17 protein-coding genes are annotated in these 15,618 nt (G+C 57.5%); 7 read left to right on the top strand and 10 right to left on the bottom strand.

Translation table 11 applies throughout. The features are described 5' to 3' along the window. The first annotated feature begins 79 nt into the window (after window positions 1-79). The 5 genes from A1355_RS05125 to A1355_RS05105 all read left to right on the top strand — a co-directional run bounded on the left by A1355_RS05125 (window position 80) and on the right by A1355_RS05105 (window position 6,492). A complete protein-coding gene (locus A1355_RS05125; protein WP_064025672.1) occupies window positions 80-1,291 on the top strand; it encodes a methyl-accepting chemotaxis protein in 1,212 nt (403 codons plus the stop codon). A gap of 78 nt (window positions 1,292-1,369) precedes the next feature. Beyond that, a complete protein-coding gene (locus tag A1355_RS05120; RefSeq protein ID WP_082885370.1) occupies window positions 1,370-1,702 on the top strand; it encodes an STAS domain-containing protein in 333 nt (110 codons plus the stop codon). After that, the gene (locus A1355_RS05115; RefSeq protein ID WP_064025669.1) at window positions 1,699-3,882 is read left to right on the top strand and encodes a chemotaxis protein CheA; all 2,184 of its coding nucleotides are present in this window, start codon (window positions 1,699-1,701) and stop codon (window positions 3,880-3,882) included. The genes A1355_RS05120 and A1355_RS05115 overlap by 4 nt, the downstream gene beginning before the upstream one ends. Before the next feature lie 39 nt (window positions 3,883-3,921). After that, window positions 3,922-5,955: a methyl-accepting chemotaxis protein gene (locus A1355_RS05110; RefSeq protein WP_064025667.1), complete on the top strand. Its 2,034-nt coding sequence runs from the start codon at window positions 3,922-3,924 to the stop codon at window positions 5,953-5,955. A gap of 12 nt (window positions 5,956-5,967) precedes the next feature. Next, window positions 5,968-6,492: a chemotaxis protein CheW gene (locus tag A1355_RS05105; protein WP_064025665.1), complete on the top strand. Its 525-nt coding sequence runs from the start codon at window positions 5,968-5,970 to the stop codon at window positions 6,490-6,492. Between the two features lie 58 nt (window positions 6,493-6,550). On the opposite strand, the gene A1355_RS05100 is transcribed toward A1355_RS05105, so the two are convergent. The 3 genes from A1355_RS05100 to rpiA form a co-directional block, all read right to left on the bottom strand. Continuing rightward, window positions 6,551-6,982, bottom strand: coding sequence for a bacteriohemerythrin (locus A1355_RS05100; RefSeq protein WP_082885369.1), 432 nt, complete (start codon window positions 6,980-6,982; stop codon window positions 6,551-6,553). Between the two features lie 195 nt (window positions 6,983-7,177). Beyond that, on the bottom strand, window positions 7,178-8,851 hold the full coding sequence (locus A1355_RS05095) for a formate--tetrahydrofolate ligase (protein WP_064025661.1): 1,674 nt from the start codon (window positions 8,849-8,851) through the stop codon (window positions 7,178-7,180). 100 nt (window positions 8,852-8,951) lie between these two features. Continuing rightward, the gene (gene rpiA, locus A1355_RS05090; protein WP_064025659.1) at window positions 8,952-9,629 is read right to left on the bottom strand and encodes a ribose-5-phosphate isomerase RpiA; all 678 of its coding nucleotides are present in this window, start codon (window positions 9,627-9,629) and stop codon (window positions 8,952-8,954) included. Between the two features lie 160 nt (window positions 9,630-9,789). Here rpiA and ilvA point away from each other — a divergent pair, with 160 nt between their 5' ends. Then, window positions 9,790-11,322, top strand: coding sequence for a threonine ammonia-lyase, biosynthetic (ilvA, locus tag A1355_RS05085; protein WP_175463702.1), 1,533 nt, complete (start codon window positions 9,790-9,792; stop codon window positions 11,320-11,322). Between the two features lie 183 nt (window positions 11,323-11,505). Here ilvA and A1355_RS05080 read toward each other — a convergent pair whose 3' ends face one another. Together A1355_RS05080 and A1355_RS05075 are read right to left on the bottom strand one after the other, a co-directional pair. Next, complete coding sequence (locus A1355_RS05080; RefSeq protein ID WP_064025655.1) at window positions 11,506-11,883, bottom strand: hypothetical protein; 378 nt, start codon at window positions 11,881-11,883, stop codon at window positions 11,506-11,508. An 11-nt stretch (window positions 11,884-11,894) separates the two neighbouring features. Then, entirely contained in the window at window positions 11,895-12,812 is a 918-nt protein-coding gene (locus A1355_RS05075; protein WP_064025653.1) for a methyltransferase domain-containing protein, read from the bottom strand. A 184-nt stretch (window positions 12,813-12,996) separates the two neighbouring features. Here A1355_RS05075 and A1355_RS25040 point away from each other — a divergent pair, with 184 nt between their 5' ends. Next, window positions 12,997-13,311, top strand: a complete 315-nt coding sequence (locus A1355_RS25040) for a hypothetical protein (protein WP_157197753.1) — start codon at window positions 12,997-12,999, stop codon at window positions 13,309-13,311. Between the two features lie 13 nt (window positions 13,312-13,324). Here A1355_RS25040 and A1355_RS05065 read toward each other — a convergent pair whose 3' ends face one another. The 5 genes from A1355_RS05065 to A1355_RS24365 form a co-directional block, all read right to left on the bottom strand. After that, window positions 13,325-13,657: a hypothetical protein gene (locus A1355_RS05065; protein ID WP_064025647.1), complete on the bottom strand. Its 333-nt coding sequence runs from the start codon at window positions 13,655-13,657 to the stop codon at window positions 13,325-13,327. 21 nt (window positions 13,658-13,678) lie between these two features. Beyond that, a complete protein-coding gene (locus tag A1355_RS05060; protein ID WP_064025644.1) occupies window positions 13,679-14,416 on the bottom strand; it encodes a tRNA threonylcarbamoyladenosine dehydratase in 738 nt (245 codons plus the stop codon). Beyond that, window positions 14,413-15,078 (bottom strand): TatD family hydrolase, encoded by a 666-nt coding sequence (locus A1355_RS05055; protein ID WP_064025642.1) that lies wholly within the window; start codon window positions 15,076-15,078, stop codon window positions 14,413-14,415. Before A1355_RS05055 ends, A1355_RS05060 begins: the two co-directional genes overlap by 4 nt. A 133-nt stretch (window positions 15,079-15,211) precedes the next feature. Continuing rightward, window positions 15,212-15,439 carry a rubredoxin gene (locus A1355_RS05050; RefSeq protein ID WP_064025639.1) on the bottom strand — a complete coding sequence of 76 codons (228 nt, stop codon included), beginning with the start codon at window positions 15,437-15,439 and terminating at the stop codon, window positions 15,212-15,214. Next, window positions 15,436-15,576 carry a hydrogenase expression/formation protein gene (locus A1355_RS24365; protein WP_231883565.1) on the bottom strand — a complete coding sequence of 47 codons (141 nt, stop codon included), beginning with the start codon at window positions 15,574-15,576 and terminating at the stop codon, window positions 15,436-15,438. The genes A1355_RS05050 and A1355_RS24365 overlap by 4 nt, the downstream gene beginning before the upstream one ends. Window positions 15,577-15,618 lie beyond the last annotated feature (42 nt).

Below are 15,618 nucleotides of genomic sequence, written 5' to 3'. Positions count from 1 at the left end.
CGGGCCGCCGTTAAGTTGAATGATGCCATAAAACCCACTAAGATCAATCGTAGTCATTTTATTCAATTCCGGAACCACTATGCCAACCCCAGCCGGTCTATCGACAGCCGAACTTTCCGATGCCACCAGTTTCCGTCTATTGCCGATCGGTTTGAGCGTGCTCAGCAGCTCGGCCGTCGTCCTACTCGGGAATTTTAGTCCACTTTCGTGGGCGCTGGCCGCCGGTCTGGTTCTCGGCGGGTTTGTGGTCGGCCAATATTTGGCGGTGCGCTTGCGCGAGCGGGTTCAGCGTTGCGCGCAATTCTGGCAAGGCGACGAAGACGATAAAGTCAACGATTTAAAGATTTACGTCGGCGAATTGGAACGCTTGTTCCTGCAAGTCGTGCCGATAGTACTGAGGCAAGTTCAGACCTCCCGCACCCACACCGAACGGGAAATCACCGTGTTGACCGATCGCTTCGCGGCGATGGCGGGCAACCTGGAACAGTTGATTGCCGGTACCGGCCAAAACTCAGGCGGACGTAGCGTGGATTCGCTATTCAACGAGAGCCGCGGCGCGCTATCGGCTGTGCTGGCGGCCTTGGGCCAAATTCAGGAAGTCGAGCATACCGTCGTCGACGAAGTTCGAAAATTGTCGTCGCACACCCGCCAGTTGGACTCGATGGCCAAGGAGGTCCGCAAAGTGGCCGAGCAAATTAATTTGTTGGCGCTGAACGCGGCGATCGAGGCTGCCCGCGCCGGCGAAAATGGGCGCGGATTCGCCGTGGTTGCCGACGAAGTCCGAAAGCTGGCCGGATTTTCGTCGTCAACCGGCGAAAAAATCAGTCAGGCCATCGGCGATATCAATCGGGCGATGGAGTCGACGTTGAAATTGTCGGAAGCTTCCGGCAGCAATGACGACAGAACCATCCGCGACGCGGAACAGTCGATACGTTCCGCGCTGGACGACTTGCAGCGCGCGCTGGATGCTTCCAAGAGCGAAGGCAATCTGTTGCGAGGTCATAGCGCCCAAATTCGCGACGAGATTTTCTCGGTACTTATCGCTTTCCAATTTCAAGATCGGGTCAGCCAAATGCTCAGCCATGTCGAGCACAATCTCGAAGGCCTGCAAAATGCGGTCGAAACCCGTCACGACAGTAGCGACTGGCATGCCGGCAGCCTTGATGTCGCGCAAATTCTTTCCAGGATGGAGCTAAGCTATACGATGCCGGAAGAGCTGATCAATCATACTTCAGGCGCGGCTGTCGAGAGTGCCGGGCCGGCGGACGACGGCGATATCACGTTTTTCTGATCCAAGACAAAATCGTCGGCGGCTTCGGCGATTACGATAACTTTGTGGCCGGTTCCGGTCGGTAGTGAGGGGCGTTTCGTGAGCATCCGGGAAATAACGGTGGATGGCGGCCGAGTGGAGCTCGCCGCGCAGGCTGAGTTGACGATCTATCAAGTCCGCGATGCGCGCGGGCAATTGGCGGCCTATCTGGATGTCGCCAGCGAATTGCAGATCGATCTATCCGCCGTTCGCGAGTTCGACGGCGCCGGCGTGCAGTTGTTGATGTACATGAAACAAGAGTGCGCGCGCCGGGATGTCGCAATGCGGCTGATCGGCCATAGTCAGGCCGTCGTCGATGTCTTCGAATTGTTGAACCTGGGCGAGCATTTCGGCGATCCGATGGTGTTAACCGCAAGTGGGAATGAATCATGAGCGATTTCGATGCCGCATTAAACATTTTTGCCCAGGAAGCCGGCGAGTTGCTGAACGATATGGAAGACGCGTTGCTGGCGCTGGAGTCGGCGCCTGGCGATGCCGAAATCGTGAACCGCTTGTTTCGAGCCATGCATACCATCAAGGGTTCGTCGGGGCTGTTCGGATTCGATCCGATCGTTGCCTTCACGCACGAAGCGGAAACGGTGCTTGACGGCGTCCGCCAGGGCGAGCGGCCGATCGACGCCGAATTGATTTCCGTGTTGTTGGACAGCAAGGATCATGTTGCCCAGCTGGTTGAACATTGTCTGGCGGCGCCGGAAACGGCGTTGCCGGAGGATTTGGTGGCACGCGGGCGCTCGCTGATCGGCCGTTTGGGCGGACGGTGCGAAGGTGCGGTTAGCCCGGCGCCGGAACCTTCGGTATTGACCAGTGAAGCCGGCGGACCGATTTCAGCGGACGACCACTGGCTCATTTCGTTGGCATTCGGCGAGAATGCGTTTCGCAACGGCATGGACCCCTTGTCGTTCATTCGCTATTTGACCACGCTGGGCGAGATTCGCCAGATATTGACGCTGGCGCCGGCGATGCCGGCCGGCGATTCGATGGACCCCGAAAGCTGTTATCTGCATTTCAAGATCGCTTTGCAAAGCGAGGCGAACAAGCAAACCATCGAATCGGTTTTCGAATTTATCGTGGACGACTGCGACATCAAAATTTTGCCGCCGAACGCCAAGCTCAGCGACTACTTGGGGTTATTAGACAATTTGGAGCCGGCTCAGTGGCAAAAGCTCGGCGATATGTTGGTCGAAATCGGCGCCCTGACGCGCGGCGAAATCGACTCCGCGTTGCGAGAACAGGATGCCGCCCGAGGCATCGGAGCCGGCAAGCCGATTGGTGAAATCCTGGTGGAAAGACAGGTGGTACAGCAACCCATCGTCGAGCACGCCTTGCGGAAACAGGAACAGACCAAGCAAAAGTTGGCTGCGGAAGCGAATTACATCCGCGTCGATGCCGGCAAACTGGGCCATCTGATCGATCTGGTCGGCGAATTGGTGATCTCCAGCGCGGCGATGAATTTAATCGTCGAGCGCCATGGTCTCGGCGACGCTGGAGACGTCGCGGCCGGCATGAACGCGTTGGTCGGATCGATACGCGATACCGCGTTGGAGCTCAGGATGGTGCAGATCGGCGAGACCTTTTCGCGGTTTCGGCGCGTGGTCCGGGATGTTGGGAAGGAGTTGCGCAAGGATATCGAGCTTTATATCAGCGGCGGCGAAACCGAGTTGGATAAAGCCATGGTCGAAAAAATCAACGACCCGCTTACGCATTTGGTCAGAAACGCGCTCGATCACGGCATCGAACCCCCGGAGCAGCGCTTGGCGGCCGGCAAGCCGGCCCAGGGTAGCGTGCATCTGAACGCGTTTCATCAGTCCGGCCACATTGTCATTCAGGTTTCCGATGACGGCGCCGGCTTGAATGCCGACAAAATAGTCGCCAAGGCGATTGCCGCCGGTTTGATCAAGGCCGATCATAGTTTGAGTCGCCAGGAAATTTACGGTCTGATTTTCGCGGCCGGTCTCAGCACCAAGGAACAAGCGACCAGCCTGTCCGGGCGCGGCGTCGGCATGGATGTGGTCAAGAAAAACATCGAAGCGCTACGCGGTAGCGTCGCGATCGACAGCGTCGAAGGCCAAGGCACGACGATCAGTATCGAGCTGCCGCTGACGCTGGCGATCATCGACGGATTCATGGTCGGCTGCGACCGCGAGCGTTACATCATTCCGCTCAATCTGGTCGACGAATGTCTGGAGATGGGTGATAAGGAATGCAACATCGACGAGGTCGAGCACTATATCAATCTGCGCGGTCAGGTGTTGCCTTACCTGCGCTTGAGCGAATATTTCCAGCAACCCAGAACCGAAACCGGCGAGGGGCGTCGGGAAAGCATGGTGGTGGTGAAATCCGGTCGCGGCAAGGCCGGTTTCGTCGTCGACGAATTGCATGGCGAGCACCAAACCGTCATCAAGCCGCTGGGCAAGGTGTTCGAAAAGTTGACCGGTATTACTGGCGCCACGGTACTCGGCGACGGTACCGTGGCCTTGATTTTGGATGTTCCCGGCCTGGTCCAGGCCGCCATGACGCGCCGCCCATCCCGATTAACCGCATCCAGCGCGTGACAGTAAATCACTTTTTCTTTTGCCAAACAGGGTCTATCGATGAACATCAACGATCTCAGAATAAAAACTAAAATATTGACGGGTGCCATGCTGTTGGTGGCGATTACCGTGGGATTTGGCTTGCTGGCGCGCGTTTACATCGGCGAAGTGTCCGGGGCGCTGTTCGGCATCACCGACAACAACGGAAAAGCCGTCGAATACGCCACCGGCGTGGAACGCATGGCATTGGAAGCCTTAGTGGCGCAACGTTCGTACCGGCTCTCCCAAAAGCAGGAAGACGCCCAACAGTTACTAGAAAGTTTAAAGAAGCTGTCGGTTTACCTGGACAAAATCGATCAGGTGGCCAAACAGTACGGCAATAATGAACTGCTGAGCCAATCGAAAATAGCCAGAAGCGGCGCCGCTAAATTTGGCGAGAAGTTTCAGGCTGTGTTGGCCGGGTACACCGCCAATAAGGAAGCCGCCGAAACCATGGTGGAAAAAGGCAATGCGGTTGCGAAAGCCGCCGATGCTTATTTGAAACGCCAAGTCGCCCGCTATCAAGAGGCCAAGGACAAAGGCGCCAACGCGGCGGAACTCGATCAATTCGTGCAGCGCTATGTTGGCGCGACCCAAGCCTACATCAAGGCCTTGGAGATCATGCGCGCCGAAAAGGAGGAGTTGAATCTGAAGGATCGCGCGGCCTGGAAAAAAATGCAGGTTTGGTTGCCCGAGTTGATCGGCATTTATGACGATCTGGAAAAGATTGCCGGGACGGAAGAAGGCAAGCGGATTATCGCCGATGCCAGAACGGCGGCGCACGATTACCATCAGGCCGCGCAAACCTGGATAGACAACGACGAGCAAATGAAGCTGATGCGCAAGGAAATGCTCGACGCCGGCGACGACGTGATCCAGCAAGCCCAGACCGCCGAGGAATCGGGCTTCGCGCAACTGGACATCGCGCGGCAGGATGCCGACAGCTTGGTTTCGGAAGCCAATAAAATCATCTTGGTGACGATCGCGGTATCGTTGATCCTGGGGGTGTTGATCGCCATCTTTTTAGCCAATTTAATCACCCGACCCATCGTGACCGGCGTCGGTTTTGCAAAGGCTTTGGCGGATGGCGATCTCAGCGCCGATCTGGAAGTCGAAGGCAAGGACGAAATCGGCCAATTGGCTCAGGCCTTGCGAGACATGCGCGACCAGTTGGGGCGGGTGGTTCAGCAGGTTAGGTTCAATTCGGACAATCTCAACAATGCGTCGGAACAGGTCAGTATCACCGCCCAGTCGTTGAGTCAGGCGGCCACCGAACAGGCGGCCAGCGTTGAGGAAACCACATCGTCGATTGAGGAGCTCAACGCCTCGGTTCAACAAAATACCGAAAATGCCCACGTTACCGAGCAAATGGCGGTCCGTTCCGCGAACGACGCTCGCGAGGGCGGAGCGGCGGTCAACGAGACTGTCGCGGCGATGAAGAATATCGCGAAAAAGATCGGCCTGATCGAAGACATTGCCTATAAAACCAATCTGTTGTCGCTGAATGCCGCGATAGAAGCCGCCTCGGCCGGCGAGCACGGCAAGGGCTTTGCGGTAGTGGCGGCGGAAGTGCGGAAATTGGCCGAGAGCAGCCGGGTCACGGCCGGGGAGATCAACGAACTCGCCAGCAGTAGCGTCGCGATCGCCGAAAAAGCCGGGGCCTTGATCAACGCCTTGGTGCCTAATATTGCAAAAACCTCCGACCTGGTTCAAGAAATCAGCGCCGCGTCGGTGGAGCAATCCAGCGGCATCAATCAAATCAACGACGCCATGCGGCAATTGGATAAAGCCACTCAGCAGAATGCCGCCAGCGCCGAGGAATTGGCGGCGACCGCCGAAGAGCTGAACGGTCAGGCCGTGCAACTCCAGCAGGCCGTGGCATTTTTCAAGGTGAACGAAGGCCGGCGCGGGGCCGCGTCGAACGGTCGCGGCGCTTCTTCGATGCGCGGGCCGGCGCGTAACGTTGCCAAGCCCTATAGCATCAAACCAGTCGTGGCGCCTGCTTCGGCGGACAACAGTCTGGATTTTAACGATCAAGACTTCGAACGCTTTTAGGCGGAGCCGGCCATGACGAATTTAATGCGGAGCGAGTTGGGAAATTCGTTGGCCGTGCCGGAGCAGGTCGGCCAATATTTGACCTTTCTGGTGGGTGACGAGACCTTTGGCGTCAGCATTTTGGATATCAAGGAAATCATCGAAATCGTCAACGTGACTCGGGTGCCGTTGACGCCGGATTACATACACGGCGTGATCAATCTGCGCGGTAACGTGGTGCCGGTTATCGATCTGGCGGCCCGATTACGCCATAAGCCAACCCAAATCAGCAAGCTGAGCTGTATTGTGTTGGTGGCCGTGCAAGTGGCTGAAACCAGTCAATTAATCGGAATGCTGGTCGATGAAGTACGGGAGATTTTGGAGATACCGCCGGCCAATATCCAACCGGCGCCGGATTTCGGTACCGATATCCGCACCGATTTCATTCAGGCGATGGCGCGAGTAGACGACGCCTTCATCATTTTGTTGGCGATCGGGCGAGTCTTGTCTTTGGAAGAGTTGTCGCAGCTGCGCGAGTTGGTTGCAGACCGGGACTGACTCGGCTTAACCGAGCATCGACACTAGTGTCTCCGGCCGCGTGAGGCATAGGGCTGGCTCAGTGCGAATGGAGTCTGAGATCGGCTTGGCTCGGCGTGGTTGACGCCGCCATGTCAGCTAGGAAGTCGCCCAGCAAGCGGTCGACTTCAACGATGTGTACCAATATCCAGTCGTTGACAAAGCGGGTGATTTCCGAACGATTCCAACGGTCGCCGCGCACTTCGCTGCTGAGATGGATGAGTTCGTCCAGCATTTGATCGTGCGCGGCGACATGGGCTTGGTAGCCGGGGTAATCGAGGCGCTTCATCAGCGCTTCCTCGCAATGGAAGTGTTCGCGGATGTGCCGGAAAAAACGAATGAACAAATGAATCAGTTCGTCGCGGTCGCTAGCGCCCAGAACCTGTTCGGCCAGCTCGAACACTTGCCGATGCTGGTCGTCCACTGTCGCGTCGCCTATCGAATATCGGTCCTGCCAAATGAATGTTGCCATGCCAGTGCCTCCGTTTGGCGCCTTCAACGCATCGATAACGAAAACACCGTTAGCGCAAACCTACCGCTGACGTGTCGTCGCTATCAAAATGGTCGATTAAGCATAGCAGAACGCCAAACAAGCGGCGATGGTGGCAAATGACTCGGAGCTTGGAACCGAAGCCGCCAGCCCAAGCCCTTTCGCTGACGCTCAGCGTTAAAATAAACCGCTGATGACACCGTCGTCGCTGATGTCGATGCGCTCCGCGGCCGGCACTTTCGGCAAGCCGGGCATGGTCATCATGTCGCCGGCGATGGCGACGATGAAACCGGCGCCGTTGGCCAGCCGCACTTCGCTGATTTCGACCGTGTGTCCCGACGGTGCCCCCTTGCTGTTGGGGTTGGTCGAAAACGACATTTGGGTTTTGGCCATGCAGATCGGAAAATGGCCGTAACTGGCTTGCAGGGCCTTGATTTCGCTCATCACTTTTGGACTGGCCGAGACGTTGGCGGCGCCGTAGAGCTTGGTGGCAATGGCTTCGATCTTGTTCCACAGCGGCAACTCGCTGTCGTAAACGAAGCTGAATTCCGGTTCGCGGTGGTCGACAATATCCAACACGGCGTTTGCCAGCTCTTCCGCGCCGGCGCCGCCATGCGCCCAATGTTTGGCAATCACGCATTTCGCGCTCAAGGCCTCGCACTTGCTTTTCAGCAATTGGATTTCGGCATCGGTGTCAAAGGTAAAATGGTTGATGCTGACCACGCACGGTAAGCCGTAATGATTTTGGATGTTGCTGAGATGGCGTTCCAGATTGGCGAAACCTTTTTCCAGCGCGGCCAGATTTTCCTGATTCAACTCGTCCTTGGCCACGCCACCGTGAAATTTCAGTGCCCGTACCGTCGCGACCAATACCACGGCCGACGGTGTCAAGCCGGCCATCCGGCATTTGATGTCGATGAATTTCTCCGCGCCCAAGTCGGCGCCGAAACCGGCCTCGGTGACCGCGTAATCGGCCAGTTTCAACGCGGTTTTGGTGGCGGTGACGGTATTGCAGCCGTGGGCGATATTGGCGAACGGGCCGCCGTGGATGATGGCCAGATTGTTCTCCAGGGTTTGCACCAGATTCGGTTTGATCGCGTCTTTCAGTACCGCCGCCATCGCGCCGTGGGCGTTCAGGTCGCGGGCGTAAACCGGCGTGACCTTGTCGGATTTATAGCCGATGACGATGCGGCCCAGGCGCTCCTTCAAATCGGCGCGGCTGGTGGCCAGGCACAAAATCGCCATCACTTCCGACGCCACGACGATGTCGAAGCCATCCTCGCGCAAATAGCCGTTGGCCGCGCCGCCCATGCCGACCACGATCTTGCGTAAGGCTCTGTCGTTCATGTCGACGACGCGCTTCCATTGGATGCGGCGCGGGTCGATGTCGAGTGGGTTGCCGTGGTTGATGTGATTGTCGATCAAGGCCGACAGCAGATTATGGGCGACGCCGATCGCGTGAAAATCGCCGGTGAAATGCAGATTGATGTCTTCCATCGGCACTACTTGCGCATAGCCGCCGCCGGCCGCGCCGCCCTTGACGCCGAAACAGGGGCCCAGCGAGGGTTCGCGCAAGCAGATGATGGTTTTCTTGCCGATTCGATTCAAGGCATCGCCCAAACCCACCGTGGTGGTGGTTTTGCCCTCGCCAGCCGGGGTGGGGCTGATGGCGGTGACCAGGATCAGTTTGCCGTCTTTCTTATCATGCAGGGAATTCAGGTATTCCAGCGACAGCTTGGCCTTGAAATGGCCGTAGGGGTCCAAATGTTCGGCGGGTATGCCGAATTTCTCGCCGGCGAGCTCAATGATCGGGCGCATTTTCGCCTGTTGGGCGATTTCGATGTCGGACATGGGGTGTTTCCTGAATGACGGTTTGTGGCGATAGGGTAACGGTAAGCAATGGCGGACACCGTTGACATTGGGTCCGCCGGTAGAGCGCGGTGGGCGGAGCTTAGTAGCTGATGACTTCGCTGCCTTTGCCAACCAGTACCACGTCGGCGTCGCGCAACGCGAACAGGCCGTTGGTGATGACGCCCGGAATATTATTGATGGCTTTTTCCATTTCGACGGGGTCGACGATATTCAGATTGTAGACGTCGAGAATCTCGCAGCCGTTGTCGGTGATGTAACTGGCCCCGGTCTCTTTGTTCATCCGCAGCTCGGGTTGACCGCCCATTTTCACCAATTGACGGGCGACGAAGCTGCGCGATAGCGGTAGCACTTCGACCGGCAGCGGGAATTTACCCAGGATGTCCACGCATTTGGTTTCGTCGACGATGCAGACGAATTTCTTGCTGGCGCCGGCAATGATTTTTTCGCGGGTCAGCGCGCCGCCGCCGCCTTTCAACATTTTTTTATGCGGCGTCACTTCGTCGGCGCCGTCCACATACACTTCCAGGTCGCCGGTTTGGTTCAGTTCAAGGACCGGAATGCCGATGGAGCGTAAATGCTCGGTGGTTTTGCCGGAACTGGACACCGCGCCTTCGATGTCGTTTTTGAAGTCGCAATCGGCCAATAGGTTAATCAGATGAGTTACCGTCGAACCGGTGCCCATGCCGATGATGGGCACGTTTTTCAAGTATTGCAAAGCGGCTTGGGCGACTTGTTTTTTTAATTCGTCTTGCGTCATGGTAGGAAATCCTGATGAGTATGCTCTTATAAATCTGACTCGGCGTTCGACCCGTCATTGTATGGGATAATAACCGATTAACGCCGATCTCTCAGCTGTTTTTACGCCGACCAACCGGTCGGAAACGGGGCATGCCGACCGGTTCATGCCGAGGAATTCAATGCACAATTACATCGAAAAAATATTGCGGGCAAAAGTCTACGACGTGGCCGAGGAGACACCGTTGGACTTTGCGCCGACTTTGTCGGAACGGATCAATAACAAGGTTTATTTAAAGCGGGAAGACTTGCAGCCGGTGTTCTCGTTCAAGCTGCGCGGAGCCTATAACAAAATTGCGTCGCTGACCGCCGAGCAGATTCAACATGGCGTGATTGCCGCCTCGGCCGGCAACCATGCGCAAGGTGTGGCGCTGGCCGCCAAAAAACTGGGCATCAAGGCATTGATCGTGATGCCCAGGACCACCCCGGAAATCAAAATCAAATCGGTGAAGGCGCGCGGCGCCAAGATTGTGTTGCACGGCGATTCCTACGACGAAGCCTATGCGCATGCGATGGAATTGGTGGCCGAGAAGGGCATGATCTTCATTCATCCCTATGACGATCCGGACGTCATCGCCGGCCAAGGCACCGTGGCGATGGAAATTCTGCGCCAACACAATGCCGACATTCACGCGATATTCGTGCCGGTCGGCGGCGGCGGCTTGGTGGCCGGGATCGCCGCCTACGTCAAATTCGTGCGTCCGGATATCAAGGTGATCGCGGTCGAGCCCGACGACGCCGACTGCCTGAATCAGGCCTTGATCGCCGGCGAGCGGGTGGTCTTGGATCAGGTCGGATTGTTTGCCGATGGCGTGGCGGTCAGGCAAATCGGCGCCGAGCCGTTTCGAATCGCCAAGCAATCGGTCGATCAAGTCATGACCGTCAGCACCGACGAAATTTGTTCGGCGATCAAGGACATCTTCGACGATACCCGTTCGGTCGCCGAACCGGCCGGCGCGCTGGCGGTAGCCGGTTTGAAAAAATACGCCGAACAGAACGGTTTGACGCAGCAAACCCTGATCGCGATCGACAGTGGCGCCAATATCAATTTCGACCGTTTGCGCTATGTCGCCGAGCGCACCCAGGTCGGCGAGCACCGGGAAATTTTATTGGCGGTGACGATACCGGAAGTACCGGGCAGCTTTCTGAAGTTTTGCAAAATGCTCGGCAAGCGCTCGATCACCGAATTCAATTACCGCTATTTCGACAGCCGTCTGGCCCAGGTCTTCGTCGGGATCAGCAGCAGCGGTGCGGAAACCGATCGCCAGCAACTGATCGCGCAATTGCGCGACGACGGATTTCCGGTCACCGATATGACCGGCAACGAACTGGCCAAGGACCATATTCGCTACATGGTTGGCGGTCACGCGCCCCGCGAGCTGCGCGAGCGGGTTTATAGCTTGCAATTTCCGGAACGTCCCGGTGCCTTGTTAAAGTTTTTGATGGCCCTGGGCAGCCAGTGGAATATCAGCCTGTTCCACTACCGCAATCACGGCGCGGCGTTCGGCAAGGTTTTGATCGGTCTGCAATTGGCCGACAATCAGTGTGGACCGTTTCAACATTGTTTGGACGTGTTGGGTTTGGCTTATCGGGAGGAAACCGCCAATCCGGCGTATCGCTTATTCGTGGGCGGCAGCGAAGCCTGGTTGGATTAATTCTTTCCAAAGCCGGTCAGGGTAGTACCGCTGGGCGGCGTTCGAAACCTACGTTGGGTGTCATGGATTCTTGGGTAAGGCCTTCGACCCGCTCACGGGCGTCGTGTCGAGCGGTGGGTGCCGCCGAGTGATTCGGAATTGACTGGCGATGTTGGTACTGCCCGGTTCGGTGGAAGTCGTGACTTAAGGTTTGTCGTATTGACCCAGCAGGGTTTCCAGTTCTTGAATGCGGCGGTCGCAAGGTTCTATGCTGTCCTGAACCTTGGCTTTGAAGCGCCAGCTCATACTGTCGCCGTCGCTCTCCCGTTCCGCGTATTCGTTCAGCCAGTGGCAGGCGTCGTGCATGCGCTCTTCGGCTTTATCCAGCAGGTCGGTATCGCTCAGCTCGTCGTTGTCGTTCAGCATCATTAAGCGGCTGATCAACGCGTTTTGATGGCGAAACACCGACTCGGCGTAATCGGCGAAATTGTCGTGAAGACTGCCGGCGGGAACGGTCGCGCAGCCGGCCAATAGGCAAACCGGCAGCAGGTTGAACAGAAATAACGGGCGCGAAAACGGCATTGATTTCTCGATCAGGCTTTTTGGGCGGTAATAATACAGTACTCGGTGAGTTTGTCGTGAAACAGTCGATGCTGCGCCAGTCCGACCAAATAGTTCGCGGTTTGCGCCTTGCTGCGCAGGCCCAACCATTGACTGACTTTCTGAACCGGTTGCAGGCGTTTGGCGACTTTGTACATGTGCTCTACCGACGGTTGGGTCTGCGCGGTGATGTCGTGACAAACCACGTTTTGAAAGCCCTCGCGGCCGGCCAATTCGGTAATTTCATCGCGGGAGCATAGGTTGGGTACGGCCCAGCCGTTCAAGCAAGTCACGACGGCTTGCCACTGGGCTTCGTCGAATTCGCGCTGCAATAAAAAGCCGTCGCAAACGATCAAGCGGCCGCCGGGCTTTAAGACCCGCCAGGCTTCCCGCAAAAAATCGCCTTTATTCAGCGCATGACACGAGCTCTCCAGCGCCCATACCGCGTCGAAACTGGCGTCCGCGAACGGCGTCGCGCAGAAATCCGCTACCTGGAAGTCTACCAAATCGGCCACGCCGTGGCGTTTGGCGTGTTGGCGGGCGTACTCGGCCTGCTTGGCGCTGATCGTGATACCGGTTACCCGATTGCCGTGGTTTTTCGCCATCCAGATGCTGCTGCCGCCGATGCCGCAGCCGGCATCCAACACCCGGTGGTTGGCGTTCAGGCCGCCGGCTTCATATAAAACCCGATTCTTGTTTAACAAAGCCTGATGTTGGTCGTAACGCGCGTGGCTGTTCCAATAGCCGTAATGCAAGGCCAGATTGTCGCGATTGCACCAGGCGAACAAGTAGTCGCGGTAGCAGTCGTCGTAATGCCGGGCGGCATCGGCTTGCAATTGCGAGGCCGACAGCTCGCCGTGTTGGCGCAGGCTTTGGTCGCGATAATCCTGGTTGGGTTCTATCGTGTACATGAATCGGGTGCGTTCCGGAAAGGCCGGGCCGGGTGATCGGTTGCCGTTGCTTGGGTTTATACTGCGCGGATTCGACAAATTGCTGTCCTTACCTCGCCTGGCCGAGCATTATAAGCCAGTTGCCGGTTTGGCTTCACACCGGTTTTCGATTAGGCCAGCCGGCCGCGCTTTTGGAGTTTTCGCGATGACCGATCATCGATTCGAAGGGCTACGCGCCACCCAAGCCTCGTTTCCGCGCAGTTGCCGCACTTGCGGGCGCGTCTATAACAGCGCCGAGGACTTTCTGGCGCAAACCGTCGATTTACCGGCCGGTAACACCGGATTGCGGGAAATGTTGGACGACGACGATCAGGCGGTCGTCGCGGTGTTCAGAAATTGCGTGTGCGGATCGACGTTAATGGACGAGTTTCAGTCCCGGCGCGATGATAGTCCGGAGGGCCGTGCCCGCCGTGCCGAGTTCGCGCGCCGCGAACAACCGGATGACGACGCGGCGGACTAACCGGGATGTGGGGTTAACGTCGTTGGCCGACGGGCAAGCCCAAAATCCGTGCCGCTTCGTTGGGTGCTAGACTTTCCAGCTGCTCGGGATAGACACCGTAACGGATTTTGAACAGGCTGCGCTGCTTGCCGGGCGGCAGTTGTCGCAGGATCTCGGCCAGGCAGCGGCGGACTTCCAGTTGCAAGCGCGCGCTAGCGGCATCCGGGCCAGCAAGCGGCGGAGTTGAGCCATTCCGGTTCGATGGACCGGATTCCGCGGCTGTCGATCCCGAGCGCAAGGCTTGCAGCCGTTTGCTGTTTACCAGATTGATCTGGCGCGGGCCGTTACTGGGTGTGGATTTTGACATGGTGGCTCCGGTTGGTTCGCGTCAGTGATGGGCCGGGTCGTGGATCAAATTGCGGATCACCACCGACGCGCAAACCCCGCCGAAAGCCGCCGGCAGATAGGAAATCGTGCCGTAGGCCGATTTCTTGTAATTGCTGCCGTCGGTGAACATCAATGAATCCTTGTTCACCACTTCCGGCGAAAATACCACTTTTACGCCGCGATGAATGCCGTGCTTGCGTAAGCGTATTCGAATGAACTGGGCGAACGGGCAGTTGTACGTCTTGGATATGTCGACGACTTTCAAGTGGGTAGGATCGAGTTTGCCGCCGGCGCCCATCGAACAGACGATTTTCAGCTTGCGCGCCTTGGCCGCCCGGATCAGATGGATTTTTGGCGTCAAACTGTCGATCGCGTCGACGATGTAGTCGTAGTGGCATTCGTCCAGCAGCGTGGCTGCAGTATCCGGCGTGATGAATTCGTATTTGATGGTCAGATCGAGGTCGGGATTGATCGCCAGCAGCCGGGCGCCCATCACGTCGGCCTTGGGCTGGCCGTGGGTGGTCGCCAGTGCCGGCAGTTGCCGATTGCGGTTGCTGGCTTCGACGACGTCGCCGTCGACGATGGTCATTTTGCCGACGCCGGCCCGGCAGATGAATTCCGCCGCATAGGAGCCGACCCCGCCCATGCCGACCACCAACACGTGAGATTGTTGCAGCTTGTCGAGTTTGGGCTTGCCGATCAGCAATTCGGTACGGGACAGCCAGCTTAAGTCGGTCATCGAAACACTCTATCGAAATTGGCAACGAGTTGGCGTTGCAGCGCGGTTAAATCAAGGCCGCGAATTGTAGCCGCTTCGGCATGGATTGTCGCAATCGAGATGTCGGCCACGTCGGTTTCCAGGAACACCCGATCCAGCGGCGTAGTACGCCAACTGTCTCTGGCCGAGGCGCGCGGGTTCAGCAAGGCCTTGCCGAAACTCAAATAGCAGCCGGCGCAGACGAGTTGCTCGGCCAAGCCCGGCTTGCCGGTAAAGCCATGCACGATCCAAACTTGCTTGGGTTTTAACGTTTGCCGCAGCACCAGCAAATCGCCGTAAGCGCGCACGCAATGCACGATCAACGGTTTTTCCCAGCGTTCGGCGCATTCGATCTGACGGATGAAAGTCCGCCGTTGTAGTTCGTAAGGCGTAGCGGCGCATCGATCCAAACCGCATTCGCCGACCGCGGCCAGATAGGGCGACAAACGCTCCAAGGCGTCGAAGGCTGGCGTCAGAGTAGGCTCGGCCAAGTACCACGGATGCAGTCCGGCGCTGATACGGCTTCGCCCGGCCGCTTCGATGGCGGCGTCGACGTCGTTGGCGTTTAGCGAGGTCAAGTCGAAATTGATCAGGCTAAGCTCGGCTTCCGGCCGAGCGGAGTGGCAGTGTAGGTCTGTATACATCGAACGCGCGGCGGCAAGTCCAGGTTTGGAAATGGATGCCTCTGAGTTTAACCAAAGCCGATCCGGCGCGCGAATCGAGCGCTCAAATCGTCGAAGTCCAAGATCTCGCGGAGAGATCGGCCGGATCTGCGGCTTATACGGGTTCGTCCAAAAGCAAAAATCCCTGCTTCGGCGCACCCCATCGTGAGCAACTCCAATGCTCAGGCAAATTGGCAAAGGCGGTACCGGGCGGCACCTGCCAGACGGCGTCTCCGTTGGCCGGATCGTAGACATGCCAGCATATCTTGCATTCCAGCTTGGCTTCCGCCGGCAAGCGCGAGGCATCGCCGCCGTAAGCGCCAGCGAAGAAACCTTCGCTCACAAATACACCTGCAAAGTTTCCTGCAAGCGCTGATGGTTGTCGGCGACGTCTTCCGCCGACGCACAAACTACGTTCGGCACCTCGCTGACTTCCTGCGTATTCAGGATTAACTTATCTTGCGAGTTAAAATAACGCACCCACCTATGCTATTCGCCCTTTCTCGTTCCCACGCGCCGCGT

The sequence above is a fragment of the Methylomonas koyamae genome, from assembly GCF_001644025.1.
Taxonomy (GTDB): domain Bacteria; phylum Pseudomonadota; class Gammaproteobacteria; order Methylococcales; family Methylomonadaceae; genus Methylomonas; species Methylomonas koyamae_A.
The sequence above is the reverse complement of the archived record's forward strand: the minus strand, read 5'-3'. Positions and strand labels throughout refer to the sequence as shown.

Coding starts and splice junctions, on each gene's coding strand:
- A1355_RS05125 (WP_064025672.1), top strand. CDS start 80: ATGCCAACCCCAGCCGGTCTATCGACAGCCGAACTTTCCGATGCCACC.
- A1355_RS05115 (WP_064025669.1), top strand. CDS start 1,699: ATGAGCGATTTCGATGCCGCATTAAACATTTTTGCCCAGGAAGCCGGC.
- A1355_RS05110 (WP_064025667.1), top strand. CDS start 3,922: ATGAACATCAACGATCTCAGAATAAAAACTAAAATATTGACGGGTGCC.
- A1355_RS05105 (WP_064025665.1), top strand. CDS start 5,968: ATGACGAATTTAATGCGGAGCGAGTTGGGAAATTCGTTGGCCGTGCCG.
- A1355_RS05100 (WP_082885369.1), bottom strand. CDS start 6,982: ATGGCAACATTCATTTGGCAGGACCGATATTCGATAGGCGACGCGACA.
- A1355_RS05095 (WP_064025661.1), bottom strand. CDS start 8,851: ATGTCCGACATCGAAATCGCCCAACAGGCGAAAATGCGCCCGATCATT.
- rpiA (WP_064025659.1), bottom strand. CDS start 9,629: ATGACGCAAGACGAATTAAAAAAACAAGTCGCCCAAGCCGCTTTGCAA.
- ilvA (WP_175463702.1), top strand. CDS start 9,790: ATGCACAATTACATCGAAAAAATATTGCGGGCAAAAGTCTACGACGTG.
- A1355_RS05080 (WP_064025655.1), bottom strand. CDS start 11,883: ATGCCGTTTTCGCGCCCGTTATTTCTGTTCAACCTGCTGCCGGTTTGC.
- A1355_RS05075 (WP_064025653.1), bottom strand. CDS start 12,812: ATGTACACGATAGAACCCAACCAGGATTATCGCGACCAAAGCCTGCGC.
- A1355_RS25040 (WP_157197753.1), top strand. CDS start 12,997: ATGACCGATCATCGATTCGAAGGGCTACGCGCCACCCAAGCCTCGTTT.
- A1355_RS05065 (WP_064025647.1), bottom strand. CDS start 13,657: ATGTCAAAATCCACACCCAGTAACGGCCCGCGCCAGATCAATCTGGTA.
- A1355_RS05060 (WP_064025644.1), bottom strand. CDS start 14,416: ATGACCGACTTAAGCTGGCTGTCCCGTACCGAATTGCTGATCGGCAAG.
- A1355_RS05055 (WP_064025642.1), bottom strand. CDS start 15,078: ATGTATACAGACCTACACTGCCACTCCGCTCGGCCGGAAGCCGAGCTT.